General features: G+C 62.3%; 15 protein-coding genes. 8 read left to right on the forward strand and 7 right to left on the reverse strand.

Annotated features, from left to right (window positions below):
• Positions 1-6: 6 nt before the first annotated feature.
• The 3 genes from IM739_RS08445 to IM739_RS08455 all read left to right on the forward strand — a co-directional run bounded on the left by IM739_RS08445 (position 7) and on the right by IM739_RS08455 (position 3,379).
• Positions 7-717, forward strand: coding sequence for a winged helix-turn-helix transcriptional regulator (locus IM739_RS08445; RefSeq protein ID WP_237370725.1), 711 nt, complete (start codon positions 7-9; stop codon positions 715-717).
• A 480-nt stretch (positions 718-1,197) separates the two neighbouring features.
• The gene (locus IM739_RS08450) at positions 1,198-2,073 is read left to right on the forward strand and encodes a class I SAM-dependent methyltransferase (RefSeq protein ID WP_442981108.1); all 876 of its coding nucleotides are present in this window, start codon (positions 1,198-1,200) and stop codon (positions 2,071-2,073) included.
• 325 nt (positions 2,074-2,398) lie between these two features.
• Positions 2,399-3,379 (forward strand): magnesium transporter CorA family protein, encoded by a 981-nt coding sequence (locus IM739_RS08455; RefSeq protein WP_237370726.1) that lies wholly within the window; start codon positions 2,399-2,401, stop codon positions 3,377-3,379.
• Between the two features lie 82 nt (positions 3,380-3,461).
• Here IM739_RS08455 and tam read toward each other — a convergent pair whose 3' ends face one another.
• The 3 genes from tam to IM739_RS08470 form a co-directional block, all read right to left on the reverse strand.
• Entirely contained in the window at positions 3,462-4,232 is a 771-nt protein-coding gene (tam, locus tag IM739_RS08460) for a trans-aconitate 2-methyltransferase (RefSeq protein ID WP_237370727.1), read from the reverse strand.
• 59 nt (positions 4,233-4,291) lie between these two features.
• Positions 4,292-4,654 (reverse strand): hypothetical protein, encoded by a 363-nt coding sequence (locus IM739_RS08465; protein ID WP_237370728.1) that lies wholly within the window; start codon positions 4,652-4,654, stop codon positions 4,292-4,294.
• Between the two features lie 295 nt (positions 4,655-4,949).
• Entirely contained in the window at positions 4,950-6,185 is a 1,236-nt protein-coding gene (locus IM739_RS08470; protein WP_237371011.1) for an ROK family transcriptional regulator, read from the reverse strand.
• A 235-nt stretch (positions 6,186-6,420) separates the two neighbouring features.
• On the opposite strand from IM739_RS08470, the gene xylF reads away from it, so the two are divergent.
• The 3 genes from xylF (at position 6,421) to IM739_RS08485 (ending at position 9,848) form a co-directional block, all read left to right on the forward strand.
• Complete coding sequence (gene xylF, locus IM739_RS08475; protein WP_237370729.1) at positions 6,421-7,461, forward strand: D-xylose ABC transporter substrate-binding protein; 1,041 nt, start codon at positions 6,421-6,423, stop codon at positions 7,459-7,461.
• 273 nt (positions 7,462-7,734) lie between these two features.
• Positions 7,735-9,048, forward strand: coding sequence for a sugar ABC transporter permease (locus IM739_RS08480; protein WP_237370730.1), 1,314 nt, complete (start codon positions 7,735-7,737; stop codon positions 9,046-9,048).
• A 14-nt stretch (positions 9,049-9,062) separates the two neighbouring features.
• Positions 9,063-9,848 carry an ATP-binding cassette domain-containing protein gene (locus IM739_RS08485; protein WP_237370731.1) on the forward strand — a complete coding sequence of 262 codons (786 nt, stop codon included), beginning with the start codon at positions 9,063-9,065 and terminating at the stop codon, positions 9,846-9,848.
• A gap of 172 nt (positions 9,849-10,020) precedes the next feature.
• Here IM739_RS08485 and IM739_RS08490 read toward each other — a convergent pair whose 3' ends face one another.
• Positions 10,021-10,539 (reverse strand): GNAT family N-acetyltransferase, encoded by a 519-nt coding sequence (locus tag IM739_RS08490; protein ID WP_237370732.1) that lies wholly within the window; start codon positions 10,537-10,539, stop codon positions 10,021-10,023.
• A 2-nt stretch (positions 10,540-10,541) separates the two neighbouring features.
• Positions 10,542-10,841 (reverse strand): type II toxin-antitoxin system TacA family antitoxin, encoded by a 300-nt coding sequence (locus tag IM739_RS08495; protein ID WP_237370733.1) that lies wholly within the window; start codon positions 10,839-10,841, stop codon positions 10,542-10,544.
• Between the two features lie 403 nt (positions 10,842-11,244).
• Between IM739_RS08495 and IM739_RS08500 the strand changes: the two genes are divergently transcribed.
• A complete protein-coding gene (locus tag IM739_RS08500; protein WP_237370734.1) occupies positions 11,245-11,469 on the forward strand; it encodes a hypothetical protein in 225 nt (74 codons plus the stop codon).
• Positions 11,470-11,617: 148 nt separating this feature from the next.
• Here the strand turns inward: IM739_RS08500 and IM739_RS08505 are convergent, their stop codons facing one another.
• Both IM739_RS08505 and IM739_RS08510 read right to left on the reverse strand, forming a co-directional pair.
• Positions 11,618-12,214 carry an amino acid transporter gene (locus IM739_RS08505; RefSeq protein WP_237370735.1) on the reverse strand — a complete coding sequence of 199 codons (597 nt, stop codon included), beginning with the start codon at positions 12,212-12,214 and terminating at the stop codon, positions 11,618-11,620.
• Positions 12,215-12,608: 394 nt separating this feature from the next.
• Complete coding sequence (locus IM739_RS08510; RefSeq protein ID WP_237370736.1) at positions 12,609-12,992, reverse strand: MAPEG family protein; 384 nt, start codon at positions 12,990-12,992, stop codon at positions 12,609-12,611.
• Between the two features lie 321 nt (positions 12,993-13,313).
• On the opposite strand from IM739_RS08510, the gene trhA reads away from it, so the two are divergent.
• Entirely contained in the window at positions 13,314-13,985 is a 672-nt protein-coding gene (gene trhA, locus IM739_RS08515) for a PAQR family membrane homeostasis protein TrhA (RefSeq protein ID WP_237371012.1), read from the forward strand.
• Positions 13,986-13,991: the final 6 nt, after the last annotated feature.

A 13,991-nucleotide genomic window follows, 5' to 3' on the forward strand; every position in this document is an offset into this window, starting at 1 on the left:
TCTGTAATGTCCAGGGACGGCTATCACCAGTTTTGCCCCGTGGCCAAGGCTTGCGAATTGCTGGAGCCGCGCTGGACCATGCTGTTATTATGCGAGATGTGGGCCGGATCGACCCGTTTCAACGAGATCCAGCGCGGCGTGCCGGGCATTTCGCCGACGCTCCTGTCCAAGCGCCTGCGCGAGATGGAGGAGCGTGGCCTGGTCGACCGCCGGGAAGGCCAGAGCGGCGGCGAGATCCACTACCGCACGACAGCGGTTGCCGATGAACTGGAGCCGATCGTGCATGCGCTCGGCGAGTGGGCGCATCGCAATGTCGATACCGAGGTGACGCTGGAGCATCTCGATGCCAGGCTCCTGATGTGGAACATCCGCCGCAAGGTCGATCCCGGCTTCCTGCCGCCCGCCCGCCGCTCGGTGATCCAGTTCACCTTTCCGGAATTGCCGCGCGAGGATCAGAGCTATTGGCTGGTTGCAAAGCCCGGAGACGTTGTCGATCTCTGCTCGATCGACCCGCGATATAATGTCGATCTCTTCGTCCGCGCCGATCTCTACGCCATGACTGCCGCCTGGATGGGCCACTCGACCTTTCCCGCCGAAATCGCCCGCGAACGCATCGCCCTGATCGGCGATCGCACGCTTGCCGCAACCATCGACCGCTGGCTGGTCCGCAGTTCCTATGCGGCGGTCTGCCCCAGCAATTCCAGGAAAAGTGCGTAAGCAGTTTTCCGTCAGGAATTGCGTCTTGGAGGCAAATTCCAGGAAAAGTGCGTAAGCGGTTTTCCGTCAGGAATTGCGTGCTGGGAGCCAATTCGAGGAAAAGTGCGTAAGCGGTTTTCCGTTCGCAAAAACGCAAAACCAGTTCCCGGCAAATCCGACACACAAGACGATCGTCATGCTCGGCCTTGTGCCGAGCATCTGCCAAAGCCGGCCAAAGCCCGTAATTAGCAGATAAAAACAATGCAAAAAGCAGGACGCAGCAGACCCGCGGGACAAGCCCGAGGGTGACGTTCGAGAGCGCTGACGCACCGTTCGAAAAGAGGCGCCTCGCCGATACCACCCGCCTTTGCTACACTTCCTGTATCGCCCGCTACACTTCCTGCACTGGCCGCGCCTGGGGCGCGGGCGCATCCTTGGTCTCAGCAGGTCAGGCCTTCGCGCCGGCCTGTCATCACCTCAATCCGCCCAAGGAGACATGCCATGACTTCCCCTCACTCCTCCGTGCATCCCTCGCCATCGGCAGCCCCGATGCCGCCCGGCTCGCCCGCGGCCACGGCTGATCTCGCCGCCGTCAAGGCGCGCCAGCAGGGCGCCTGGTCGTCCGGCGATTATGCTGTGATCGGCACCACGCTGCAGATCGTCGGTGAAAACCTGTGCGAGGCGCTTGACCTGCATGCCGGCAGCCGCGTGCTCGATGTCGCCGCCGGCAATGGCAATGCGACGCTCGCCGCCGCCCGCCGCTGGTGCGACGTCACCGCGACGGATTATGTGCCGGCGCTCCTGGAAAAGGCCAAGGCAAGGGCAAGAGCCGAAGGTCTCGACGTGACCTTCCAGACGGCCGATGCCGAGGCTTTGCCTTTTGCCGACGAGAGCTTCGATGTGGTTCTGTCGACATTCGGCGTGATGTTCACGCCGGATCAGGGCAAGGCGGCCGCCGAAATGCTGCGTGTGGTCAAGCCGGGTGGCCGCATCGGTCTTGCCAACTGGACGCCGGAAAGCATCATCGGCCAGCTGTTCGCCACACTCGGCCGGCATCTGCCACCGCCGGCCGGCGTCAAGTCTCCGGCGCTCTGGGGCACCCGGGCAAGGCTGTCGGAATTGTTCGAGGATGCGGAACGCATCGAAACCACCCAGCGCAGCTACACTTTCCGCTATCGCTCGCCGGCCCATTGGCTGGATATTTTCCGCACCTGGTACGGCCCGGTCCACAAGGCCTTTGCCAGCCTGCCGGATGATACGGCGCGTGCCGCCCTCGAACGCGACATCCTGGCCGTGATCAACGGCCACAACCGGGCCGAGGACGGCACGCTGGTGATGTCGAGCGACTATCTCGAGGTCATCGTCACCGCCCGCTGAGGCGCCCGGCTTGCCGCAAATCGATCGAGACAGGATAGAGCCGTCGGAGCCTTCCGGCGGCTTCTGCGCGCCGCCCGCAGCCGCTGTGGCCCTGGCGGCCTTGGCCGCCTTGGCCGGCGCGTGAAGACCGCAAATACCCATCTTGACTTGCCGTCCGTCAGGGTCCATGTGCCCCTGATGGGTGCGCCGCAACACGTGCCACCCGAACCGAGGACAGGAAGATGAACCCCGACAGTCGAAGTTCGACGTCTGACAGCCCGCGAACAACGGTCATCTAGCCCTCGTCGAGGCGCCCGGTGACCGCGAGGTCGCCAAGGAGTGCCCCATGCTGCGCAATTTTTCGCGTCAAGCCGATCATATCGTGTCTGCAGATCCTGCTGCCGTCGAGCCCATGCCCGTCATCTGGTTCGACCTGCTCAACCCGGCTGCTGACCAGAGCCGCGCGGTCGAAGCGGCCCTCGACATCGCCATCCCGACCCGTGACGAGATGGAGGAGATCGAACTCTCCGCCCGTCTCTATCAGGAGGACGGCGCCGAGTTCATGACGATGACGGCGCTCGCCGGCCTTGACGGCGACGATCCGGTCAAGACGCCGGTCACGTTCATCCTCAAGGGTGAAAGCCTGGTCACCGTGCGCTACGCCGATCCCAAGCCCTTCGAGACCTTCATCATCCGTGCCAAGCGGGCGAACGGGCTGGTCTGCACCAATGGCGAAACGGTGATGCTCGGCCTGCTCGAATCGATCATCGATCGTCTCGCCGATGTGCTGGAGCGGGTCGGCAACGAGATCGACGGCGTCTCGCGCGAGGTGTTCCGCTCCAAGGCGGCCAAGGTCAACAAGAAGACGCGCGACCTGCAGTCGCTGATCGAGCAGATCGGCCGCAAGGGCGACCTCCTGACCGCCGCCCGCGAAAGCCTGGTGTCGATCTCGCGCCTCGTTGCCTATCATGCCGCGCTGGAAACGCCCGCCCGCAAGGTGGCCAAGGAAACCCGCCAGCGCATCAAGCTTTTGCAGCGCGATGCGGTCTCGCTTGGCGATCACGCCCAGTTCCTGCAGGGCAAGATCAATTTCCTGCTCGATGCGACGCTCGGCCTGATCAATCTCGAGCAGAACCAGATTATCAAGATCTTCTCGGTCGCCTCCGTCGCCTTCCTGCCGCCGACGCTGGTTGCCTCGATCTACGGCATGAATTTCGAGACCATGCCGGAATTGCAATGGCAGATCGGCTATCCGATGGCGATCGGCCTGATGGTTCTCTCGGCGGCACTGCCCTACCTCTATTTCCGCCGTCGCGGCTGGCTCTAGCATGGCATGAGGCGAGGGGGGCGTTGCCGGCGCAACGGTCCCCTTCTTGACGGTCCTGTTCGTGTTGCTCCCCGTCTTCCCGTCAGGCGCGCACGGCGACGACGAACAGCCGCGGAAAACGCAGCAATCGCCGCCCGTCGGCAAGCGGCGGATAGGCGTGGTCGATCCTGGCCGTATAGTCGGCGAGGAATGCGGCTTCGTGCTCGGTGCCGGCAGCCGCCAGATAAGGCCGAAGGCCGGTGCCGCGCACCCATTCGACGATCGCCTGCGCATCGACCATCGGGTGATTGTAGATCGTATGCCAGATGTCGATGCGGGCTGAGAGCGGCGACAGCGCATCGATGTAGCGGGCAGGCAGCGGCAGCGACGTCCGGCGCAGCCGCCCGCCGGCAAAACGATCGGCCCACGGCCCGGCAGCGCCGGTCTCCTCCATCATCCGATGCGTCGGCTCGTCGAGATTGTCGGGCATCTGCACGGCGAGAACCGAGCCGGGTCGAAGCGCTATCAGCCATTGCTGCATCAGCGCTAGATGGTCCGGGATCCATTGCAGCACCGCATTGGCATAGAGCAGATCGGCGTCGGCCGGTGGCGCCCATTGGCTGAGATCGGCTTCGGCAAAGCGGATATGCGGCAGCCGCGCCCGCGCCTTATCGAGCATGTCCCGGTCGCTGTCGATGCCGCTGACGGCGTCCTGTCCGAAGCGCTCGACCAGCAGTTCGGTCGAATTGCCCGGCCCGCAGCCGAGATCGATCACGCGCGAAGCAGAGGCCAGCGGCACCTGCGCCAGCAGATCCCGCGCCGGGCGGGTGCGTTCATCCTCGAATTTCAGATATTGCTCCGCCGACCAGGCCATGGCGATACTCCCTTTTGCCGGCACTATAGGTCGACGATGACCGCTTCTGGCTCAACTGGTCAATGTGTCGGCTTCTGCAGCTGCTTTTCCCTAATCTTGATCGTAATCTGCGGGTCTTCTATTCGCACGATCTCCTTGGTAGCTTCGGAGCACATGTCCAACTGGTTCGCGTGACAAAGTGCCGCCAAAGTTACGGCAACTCCTCCAACTTCTTGGCCTGGGTCGCCGCTGGGACGGTCGAACACATAGGCTACTAAGCTCGATGCTTGCTCTTTGGTGCATCCCAATGACTGCACGAGCTCCAAAGCCTCTTCTAAGAATCGCCTGTTGCGCTCGTCTCTGTCTTGCGTGAGTTTGTTGCCGAAGCAGCGTAACATCCACGAATGGACCCGGGCCTGAAATTCGCCTTCGTTCGACGCCATATCATTTTCTCGTCATTTCTGGCTGCGACAGAAACCTGTCACAGGGAACTGGAGCAACAAATTCCGGCTCGGCGCTAAGTTGTCAATCAGTCAAATTGGTTATCGACACGGCAGCTTTCCACCTCATCTCAGACATCTGTGAACCGGTGCTGGAATGGCAGGTTCGGGCAGACTGCGGACGATAATCCCGCATCGTCCCGTCCGGGAAAAAGCACGAAAGACGCTCGACCTCACACCGCAGAATAGAGAAGATTCGTGGCGTGACAGGCGCGAGAACCGCTCGCACACCGCGATGCTACCCGCCGAGATCCTGGTCGATCTCGGTCAGCGCCCTGTCGACATGGCCCTCGAAGACCAGCGTCTCTTCCTCGGTGATGATCAGCAGTTCCGGCGCGCCGTGCACCCGGACATGCTGCGATTGGCCAAGCCCTTCGGTCAGCCCGCGCATCAGCAGGTCCATGAAGCGCGTGCCGGGGCCGGTGATCGCGATCGGCATGGTTTCCTCGGCAAGGCTGAGCATGCGTGACAGGCTCTGGCCGAGCGCAAGGCCTGCCTGGCGGAAGGCATATTCCGAAACCCGGTGTCCCTGGCGGGCCCGGCTGGCGATCTTTTCCATTTCGGTCAGCGGCACGAATTTCGCCGGGATCGTATCCGGCGGCACTTCGAAGGCGGCGCGCAGGATACCGTAGAAACCGGCCGACGCCTCGACGCACCCATAGGCGCCGCACCGGCAGAGCTTGCCATCCGCCGCATGCAGCATATGGCCGAAATTCGGGGCGACGACACGCACCAGCCCGTTGCGGTCGCGCAGCGCCACCCCGAGCCCGATCGAGTGGCCGAGCGATAGCGTCGCCAGCGCGGGCAGGGGTGCTTCACGGGTCTTTTCCAGCCGAAGCAGCAGCGCATGGGTGACAAGCAGGCTCTCGTTGAACAGCCGGATGCTGCCCCTTTCCGAAAAACCGGAGTTTAACAGACCGGACAGCGCGCTCTCGAAATCGAGCGATTCGTAGCCGAAGATCGGCGACCACAGCAGCTTTGCGCCATCGCGGTCGGCGATGCCCTTGCTGCTGATCGAGATCGTCGTCACAGCGTCCTCCGGCAGGCGCGAACGCCGGATCAGCCGTTCGATCGCTGCGCGAAATCCGGCGAGAAAGGCCTGGCTTGTGGTCGCGCCATGGTCGCGCGGCTCTTCGATCCGGTCGATCAGCGTGCCGCGATAATCGGCCAGCGAATACTGTACGGCATGCGATGAAATGCGCACGGCGATCACATGGGCCGCATCCCGACGCCGGCTGAACAGCACGCGCGGCCGGCCGCGATGGCCGACATTGGCAACCTCCCGCCGCTCGATCAGGCCGGTTTTCTCAAGTTCTGCGGTAATTGCCGAAACGGTTGCCGACGACAGCCCGGTCGATGCCGACAGGTCCGTATGGGCCAGCGGCCCGTCGTGTCGCAGCGCCTGCAGCACCAGTCCGCTGTTCTGCTGGCGCACGCTTTCGTTGCTGGTCTTCTGGCTGGACTTGTTCAGCATGGGCCTTGTGGCCGGTTTTTGTGTATCCACCGCATGCTCCTCCCAAAGCATTTGGTCGGCTGCATTGCAAGCCAGGACAGGCCTGTGTTGACAGCACCGGAATCTTCTGCCAGTTATTTTCTCGACTGTCGAGAAAAACCATTGGACGGGGGTCCATGGGGTAAGGGCAGTTTTGCAGCGGGTCGTTTGGTTGGGAGGTCTTCCAACGGTCCGCTATCACCTTGGGAGGTTTAAAATGAAATCCGTATTGAAGCTGATGGCGTGCACCGCCGTCATCGTGAGCCTGCATTCCGTCGCAAGCGCCAAGGACATGATCGTCGGCGTTTCCTGGTCCAACTTCCAGGAAGAGCGTTGGAAGACCGACGAGGCCGCGATCAAGGCTGCACTGGAAGCCAGTGGCGACAAGTACATTTCGGCTGACGCCCAGACGTCTGCCGCCAAGCAGCTGACCGACATCGAAAGCCTGATCGCCCAGGGCGCAAACGCCCTGATCGTTCTCGCCCAGGATTCGGAAGCCATCGGCCCGGCCATCGAGAAGGCTGTTGCCGAAGGCATCCCGGTCGTCGGTTATGACCGCCTGATCGAGAACCAGAACGCCTTCTACATCACCTTCGACAACAAGGAAGTCGGCCGCATGCAGGCCCGCGAAGTCATGAAGGTCAAGCCGGAAGGCAACTACGTCTTCATCAAGGGCGCCTCCACCGACCCGAACTCCGACTTCCTCTATTCCGGCCAGATCGAAGTGCTGAAGGAAGCCATCGACGGCGGCAAGATCAAGAATGTCGGCGAAGCCTATACCGACGGCTGGAAGCCGGAAGCTGCCCAGAAGAACATGGAGCAGTTCCTGACCGCCAACAACAACGCGGTTGACGCTGTTGTATCGTCCAACGACGGCATGGCCGGCGGTGTTGTTGCTGCTCTCGAAGCCCAGGGCATGGCCGGTTCGGTTCCTGTCTCGGGTCAGGACGGCGACAAGGCAGCTCTGAACCGTGTGGCACTCGGCACCCAGACCGTGTCTGTCTGGAAGGACAGCCGCGAACTCGGCAAGAAGGCCGGCGAAATCGCCTCGGCCCTCGCAGCCGGCACCGCGATGGATGCCGTTGAAGGCGCCGTGAAGTTCGCTGGTGGCCCGAAGGGTCTCGAGATGAACTCCTACTTCATCGCCCCGCAGCCGATCACCAAGGAAAACCTCAACGTCGTCATCGACGCTGGCTGGATCTCCAAGGAAGAAGCTTGCCAGAGCGTTGCTGCCGGTTCTGTCGCAGCCTGCAACTGAATGCTTTGGTTTAACTGACCACCGAGCTTGAGCCGCAAACGCCGCAGCCCAGTTGCTGCGGCGTTTCGGCTGATCGGGAACTTCAAGCGGCAAGACCTTTGACGCGACAATCGGCACCATGAGGCTGTCCGTCACCCGGGCGCCCTTCCGGCCGGTACGGGTCCTTGTCCGTTGCAGGAAGCACTCGATCCGCATTGCCGGCCAAAAGGCCGGCGCCGCACGCAACGATGCGGCAAAGGTCGCAAGCCGTAAAACGACTGGGGAGATATCTGTATGGCGGATCATAGCCTTGCCACGCCTGCGCCCGCAGCCCGGGCATCCAATATGTCAGCGGTAAAACGCTTCTTTCAAGCCACCGAAATTGATACGCGCCTGCTCGGCATGGTGATCGCGCTCGCGATCATCTGGATCGGCTTCGACGTCCTGTCGAACGGCCTGTTCCTGACCTCGCGAAATCTCTGGAACCTCTCGGTTCAGGCGGCCTCCGTCTCGGTCATGGCAACCGGCATGGTGCTGGTCATCGTCACCCGCAACATCGACCTCTCGGTCGGCTCCATTCTCGGCTTCGTCGGCATGATCATGGCCGTCCTTCAGGCCCGCATCCTGCCGCCGATCATCGGCTTCGAACATCCGCTGATGTGGGTGATCGCGCTTGCCGCCGGCATCGCGGTCGGCACGGCGATCGGCGCCTTCCATGGCGCGATCATCGCCTTCCTCGGCGTTCCCGCCTTCATCGTCACGCTCGGCGGCCTGCTTGTCTGGCGCGGAGCGGCCTGGATGGTCACCTCAGGCGCGACCGTTGCCCCCATGGACAGCACCTATCGCCTGATGGGCGGTGGCGCGGATGGCTCGATCGGGGTCACCGCCAGCTGGATCGTCGGCGCGGTCGCCTGCGTTCTGATCGTGCTGTCGATCTTGAACACCCGCAAGCAGCGCCGCCGCTTCGGCTTCCCGCTGCGCCCGCTCTGGGCCGAATACTTCCTCGTCGCCTCCGGCTGCGCCGCCATCCTTGGTGCCGTCTGGGTCGCCAACAGCTATTACATGCCGGTCAACTTGGCGAAGAAATATGCCGAAGCCCACGGCATCGCCTGGCCGGACGGCGGCCTGCAGATCGGTCTCGGCATCGCCATTCCGGTCCTGATCGCCATCGGCATCGCCATGTTCATGGCCTTCATCACCAACCGCACCCGCTTTGGCCGCTACGTCTTCGCCATCGGCGGCAACCCGGAAGCCGCCGAACTCGCCGGCATCAAGGTCAAGTGGGTCACCGTCAAGATGTTTGCGCTGATGGGGGCACTCTGCGCTGTCGCCGCCGCGATCTCGACCGCCCGCCTGAACGCCGCGACCAATGCGCAGGGCACGCTCGACGAGCTCTATACCATCGCTGCGGCCGTGATCGGCGGCACGTCGCTCGCCGGCGGTGTCGGCACCATTGCCGGTGCCATGCTCGGCGCCGTCGTCATGCAATCCTTGAATTCGGGCATGGTCCTGCTCGGTCTCGACACACCGCTCCAGAGCATTGTCATCGGCATTGTGCTCGTCGTCGCGGTCTGGCTCGACACCGTCTACCGCGCCCGCGCCAAGTAAGGGGAGTTGAACCAATGACAGAAGACCGCACCCCACTGGTGGAAATGCGCAATGTTTCCATCTCCTTCGGCGGCATCCATGCTGTCGACGACGCCTCCGTCGATCTCTTCCCCGGTGAAGTCGTAGCCCTGCTCGGCCACAACGGCGCTGGCAAGTCGACCCTGATCAAGATCCTGTCGGGCGCCTACAAGCGCGACAACGGCGATATCCTGATCAATGGCGAATTTGTCGACATCGGCAATCCGCGCGATGCGAAGAAATACGGCATCGAGACGATCTACCAGACGCTCGCCGTCGCCGACAATGTCGATGCCGCCGCCAACCTCTATCTCGGCCGCGAGCTGCGCACCCCCTGGGGTACGCTCGACGACGTCGCGATGGAAGCCAAGGCCCGCGAAGTCATGGGACGCCTCAACCCCAACTTCCAGCGCTTCAAGGAGCCGGTCAAGGCGCTCTCCGGCGGCCAGCGCCAGTCGGTGGCGATCGCCCGTGCCATCCTGTTTGACGCCCGCATCCTGATCATGGACGAGCCGACGGCAGCGCTCGGACCGCAGGAAACCGCCCAGGTCGGCGAACTGATCGTTCAGCTGAAGAAGGAAGGCATCGGCATCTTCCTGATCAGCCACGACATCCACGACGTCTTCGACCTCGCCGACCGCGTCTTCGTCATGAAGAACGGCCGCGTCGTCGGCCACGCGCGAACCCAGGATGTCACCAAGGACGAAGTGCTCGGCATGATCATCCTCGGCAAGTGCCCCCCCGGCGCAATCCCCGGCCCGGGCGCCATGCAGACGGCGTGAAGATCGGCAGTGATGTGATAGATGCGAGGGGGCGAAAGCTCCCTCGTTTTCGTTTAGGGTGCGCGCCCGGCTCGCGCCAACGCGATCGAAATTGTCTTCCTTGAGACGGCGGCGATTGCGACTAGAAGTCGCTTTGCGGAAGGGGCTGCCCCAAGGTGTGTTCGGCCGAGCCTTACCCGGATTGCCGCGCCGCCTCCGCAAGCGCAGCAGCTATATGCGAGATCGGTCGCAGCAGCCGGAACGGATCGTCCTTTGAAGGCATAAATCCGCGCCGTGTCCAGAACAGCCGCGCCTCCTCGTCGATCGCATTGACGATCAGCGCCCGCCCGCCGACCAGCGCGGCTCCCTGCACGCAGCGCGACAGGGCGTGCTTGAGCAGACCCGTCCCGATCCCGTATCCGCCATAGTTCCGGTCGACGGCGAGCTGCCCGAGCAGCAGGCAGGGCACCGGATTGGGAGGCTGGCCGGTGCGGATGGCGCGCGGCAGGCCGGCCGGAAGGACCGCCGTCGGCGAGAGTCCGTAATAGCCGGCGACCCGTCCCTCGTCATGCACCACGATGACAACGGTGAAGCCGTTCTCCTGATTGCCGCGGGCCCGTGTCTTCAGCCAGCTGTCGAGGGCGGGCTTGCCGCAGGAAAAGCGTCTCAGGTCATGGCCGTCATGCAGCGGCTCGGGAGCGGAAAGCGCCATGCTCAGCCCTTCGGTCGATAACCCGCTTCCCAGGGTGCAGGCCGGCGCAACACCTCGACCATCCCGGCAGGAGCCTCCGCCGGGGCCGAGAGGAGCGTGATGAAATCGGCAAATCCGTCTTGCGTCATGCGAACCAGCTGCTGCTCCATCACTGCTTCCTCTGCGGCTCGAACGGCGGCCTCGCGGACGAAATCGGTACGCGAACGTCCCTTCAGCGCTGCGGCACGGTCAATCATCGCCACATCCGCGTCCGGCAGACGCATGGAAATCGGATGGTCTTTACGATCGGTCGCGCGAGACATGACATCACTCCTCATAAGCGGTCAGTATTGCAGTTTGTATTGTGAAATACAATACGGTTCATACGCCGTTCGTTTCCCCGCTAACCCCTGCGCGGGCCCAGTGCCACGATCCTGCCGGCCGCCTTCGTCTTCCAGGAGCGTGGCGAAGATGGACAAAAGCTGCGGGAAATCCTTGCGAAACGCAGCAGGTGAGGTCAGGGATTGCCGGGCCTGTTGTAGTGCGCCACCGCTGCTGCAACACACGTATCATTCGGCGGGGAAGGGACCATGCGTCTTGTGATCCTTCGAAACGAAATTCCCCCTCGACGCTTCGCCGTCGCTCGGGCATAGGATCGGTAGAGTGAAATCCCGGCCCGACCAACGACGTCGAAGAGCCGCCGCAACATGGCCATCTGCGCCAGCCATGGAGACGAAAATTATCAAGATCATGGTATTGCTGCACAGCGCCGAGGGCACCGGCTGGCAGACCCCACCGAAGGGCACCAGCCTGAAGACGCTGAGCGAAGCCGAAGAACAGGGCTTCATCCTGATCCGCGGCGAGTTTCAAAAGCGCCAGTTCTGCCTGACCAAGCTCGGCCTGGACCACGTCACGCGCGACAAGCGCCGCCTTGAGGCACGCAAGCTTTGAGGCGGTTGGCCGGCGGTCTGAGGCACATACATCGCGCCACGCATTGGGCTGCTACTCTGGCCGACCGGTGACGTGACGGAGGGGCCACGCCAACGGCGGTTGATGGACCATGTCCAGATCGCGCCAACAGCGGACATCCTGCTTTTCTCTAAAGTTGTGTGATCCATTCATGCCCAGGATACATCGCATCAAGCCAACAGCGCAGGTCAGCCTTTTCCTGATCGTCAAGCTTAGGCAAGGCAGCATGCAAGTCGTCCAAATCCTTGGCTCGAACGTGTTTTGCTTTAAACAACAGGGCAAGAGCAGGAGCGAGATAAGGAATTCCGCTCGGTGTTTCTCGAACCACAGTCGACCTGGGCAAACGGAAAGATGGATCGCGTTTGTAAATCCAGTTTTCTGGGGTTCCATGTTCGATCATCATGTCTACACGCCAGCAAAGGTTCGCCATATCGGCTCCCCACAATTGGGTAGTTTCTGGCCGAGGCCTAGTTTCTGGTGCAAGGTAGGTAAACGTGCCATTCTGGACTTCGAAGAAGTCCAACTCACGTAACTCTGAGCGAAAGAGATCGACATCTTCTGAGAGTATACAGAACTCGAGGTCTTCATGATCGCGGGTCTGGTGGCCGTGCCACAGGTCCAGTGCCCAGCCACCGACAACGTAGCAGGGTGAACTCTGATAGCAGAGGCGCTCGAAAAGCAGTCCCGGTGCCCAAGCATCCCAGGCATCATCTGGAATATGCTGCATCTCCGTTACCTGCCTCCGAATGGATGGGAACCGTAGCGTTTCCTCATGTTTGGCCAAGACCCTTGCTGGCTCGCAGACGACTACACCGTTCCATGAATCTAGCTTTCCGAATAGCTCCGAATGTCAATGTCCGCAAAGCGCCGACGGCCGCCATGCCATGGAAGCGCTAAAAGGCGACATCAGAATTGATGCCTGCACGTTCTGAGCTACACGCTAGCCGCGGCTGTCCGACCAATCGCATTTCGCCCCCGTGTTTCCTGATCCGCAATGTGCTCCCCCGCGGAGCTGTCATCGCACTCAGCAATCGCACGATTGATATCTGTCGCGAACCAGGACGCAGCAGCCATAAGAACCAGCACAACGCCGCTCACGATCAAACCACGCAGCCCCCCAATCACCCCATCTTCACCAGCGCCCCGATCGTGCCCCCGACCAGCAGCACCAGCCCGATCAGCGTCGTCAGCGCCGCCCCCGGTCCGCGCTTATTCGCATCGGTGTAATATTCTGCCGCATAAAGCGCCCGCGCCGCCGTCCAGCCGAGACCGAGAAGGCCGGCGAGCTGGTCCGAGACATAGGTGCCGAAGATCCACAAAGCCGGCAGGAACAAGACCAGCTGCTCGACCGTGTTCTGCTGCACCCGGAAGATGCGTTCGAAATTCTGGTTGCCGGAGGTCTTCGGCGCTTCGACGCCGAACTGCTTGCGCGCCCGCGCCACCTTGATCATGAACCAGCAATAGGTCATCAGCGCCGAGAATGTCGCCAGAATGGTGAACCGCATCGAAACCTGCTCCAAAATCATTCTGAAAACGACCATCAAACCGTCATTGAGTAACCATCAACTGGTAGGAGAAAGGCCAGGGCCGCGCAAGCGCCATGCTGCGGCGCACCGCATCAAAGCTTGCGCCAAACGACGAATTCCGCCATCATTCCACAAGCTGCATTGCAGCCTGTGCGCGCAGGAAAGGCCGCCTTGATGACTGCCGAAACGACCCCCGATCTGGCCCTCGATCTGGGCCGCGACCTGGCCCCCAAGCTGGCCGCCAAACTGGCCAGCAAAGCGAACGGTGAAACAACCGCCGGACCGACCCATGCACGGAGCATGGACGCGAGCGCCGGGGAGAACGAGGAAAGCTTCAAGTTCGGCCGTGCCTATGACCTGCACGAGCTGGTCGCCGACGGCATCATCCATGGCATCGGCGTCGTCTTTGCGCTGGTCGGCGCCACTGCGCTGATCTTTTATGCGACGGTCTATTCCGGCTATGCCGATATCGCCGCCTCCTGGATCTACGGCCTCGGCCTTGTCATCGCGCTCGGCGTCTCCTTCACCTACAACATGTGGCCGCATTCGCGTATCAAGTGGATACTCCGCCGCTTCGACCATTCGGCGATCTTCATCCTGATTGCCTCGACCTATACGCCCTTTCTCGTCCAGGGCGCCGACCAGCCGATGATCCTGGCGCTGCTGATCGGCATCTGGCTGACGGCCGCCCTCGGCATCTGGCTGAAATTCCGCTATCCCGGCCGTTACGACCGGCTCGCCATCCTGCTCTATCTTGGCATGGGCTGGAGCGGCGCGCTGGCCATGGGCCCGATTTCCGAGATCATCCCCGGCATCACGCTGACCCTGATCATCATCGGCGGCTGCATCTATTCCGCCGGCGTGATCTTCCACGTCTGGGAACGCCTGCGCTTCCAGAACGCCATCTGGCACGGCTTCGTCGTCACCGCCGCCGTGGTCCATTATTCGGCGGTGTTTACCGCGATCGCCTGAGGCGAG

The sequence above is a fragment of the Rhizobium sp. SL42 genome, assembly GCF_021729845.1.
Lineage (GTDB): Bacteria > Pseudomonadota > Alphaproteobacteria > Rhizobiales > Rhizobiaceae > Allorhizobium.

Excerpts from the sequence above, each read along its gene's own strand:
- IM739_RS08445 (WP_237370725.1), top strand. The coding sequence starts at position 7 with ATGTCCAGGGACGGCTATCACCAGTTTTGCCCCGTGGCCAAGGCTTGC.
- IM739_RS08500 (WP_237370734.1), top strand. The coding sequence starts at position 11,245 with ATGGAGACGAAAATTATCAAGATCATGGTATTGCTGCACAGCGCCGAG.
- IM739_RS08505 (WP_237370735.1), bottom strand. The coding sequence starts at position 12,214 with ATGCAGCATATTCCAGATGATGCCTGGGATGCTTGGGCACCGGGACTG.
- IM739_RS08470 (WP_237371011.1), bottom strand. The coding sequence starts at position 6,185 with ATGCTGAACAAGTCCAGCCAGAAGACCAGCAACGAAAGCGTGCGCCAG.
- IM739_RS08485 (WP_237370731.1), top strand. The coding sequence starts at position 9,063 with ATGACAGAAGACCGCACCCCACTGGTGGAAATGCGCAATGTTTCCATC.
- IM739_RS08490 (WP_237370732.1), bottom strand. The coding sequence starts at position 10,539 with ATGGCGCTTTCCGCTCCCGAGCCGCTGCATGACGGCCATGACCTGAGA.
- IM739_RS08480 (WP_237370730.1), top strand. The coding sequence starts at position 7,735 with ATGGCGGATCATAGCCTTGCCACGCCTGCGCCCGCAGCCCGGGCATCC.
- IM739_RS08465 (WP_237370728.1), bottom strand. The coding sequence starts at position 4,654 with ATGGCGTCGAACGAAGGCGAATTTCAGGCCCGGGTCCATTCGTGGATG.
- trhA (WP_237371012.1), top strand. The coding sequence starts at position 13,314 with ATGGACGCGAGCGCCGGGGAGAACGAGGAAAGCTTCAAGTTCGGCCGT.
- IM739_RS08450 (WP_442981108.1), top strand. The coding sequence starts at position 1,198 with ATGACTTCCCCTCACTCCTCCGTGCATCCCTCGCCATCGGCAGCCCCG.
- IM739_RS08510 (WP_237370736.1), bottom strand. The coding sequence starts at position 12,992 with ATGCGGTTCACCATTCTGGCGACATTCTCGGCGCTGATGACCTATTGC.
- IM739_RS08495 (WP_237370733.1), bottom strand. The coding sequence starts at position 10,841 with ATGTCTCGCGCGACCGATCGTAAAGACCATCCGATTTCCATGCGTCTG.
- IM739_RS08455 (WP_237370726.1), top strand. The coding sequence starts at position 2,399 with ATGCTGCGCAATTTTTCGCGTCAAGCCGATCATATCGTGTCTGCAGAT.
- xylF (WP_237370729.1), top strand. The coding sequence starts at position 6,421 with ATGAAATCCGTATTGAAGCTGATGGCGTGCACCGCCGTCATCGTGAGC.
- tam (WP_237370727.1), bottom strand. The coding sequence starts at position 4,232 with ATGGCCTGGTCGGCGGAGCAATATCTGAAATTCGAGGATGAACGCACC.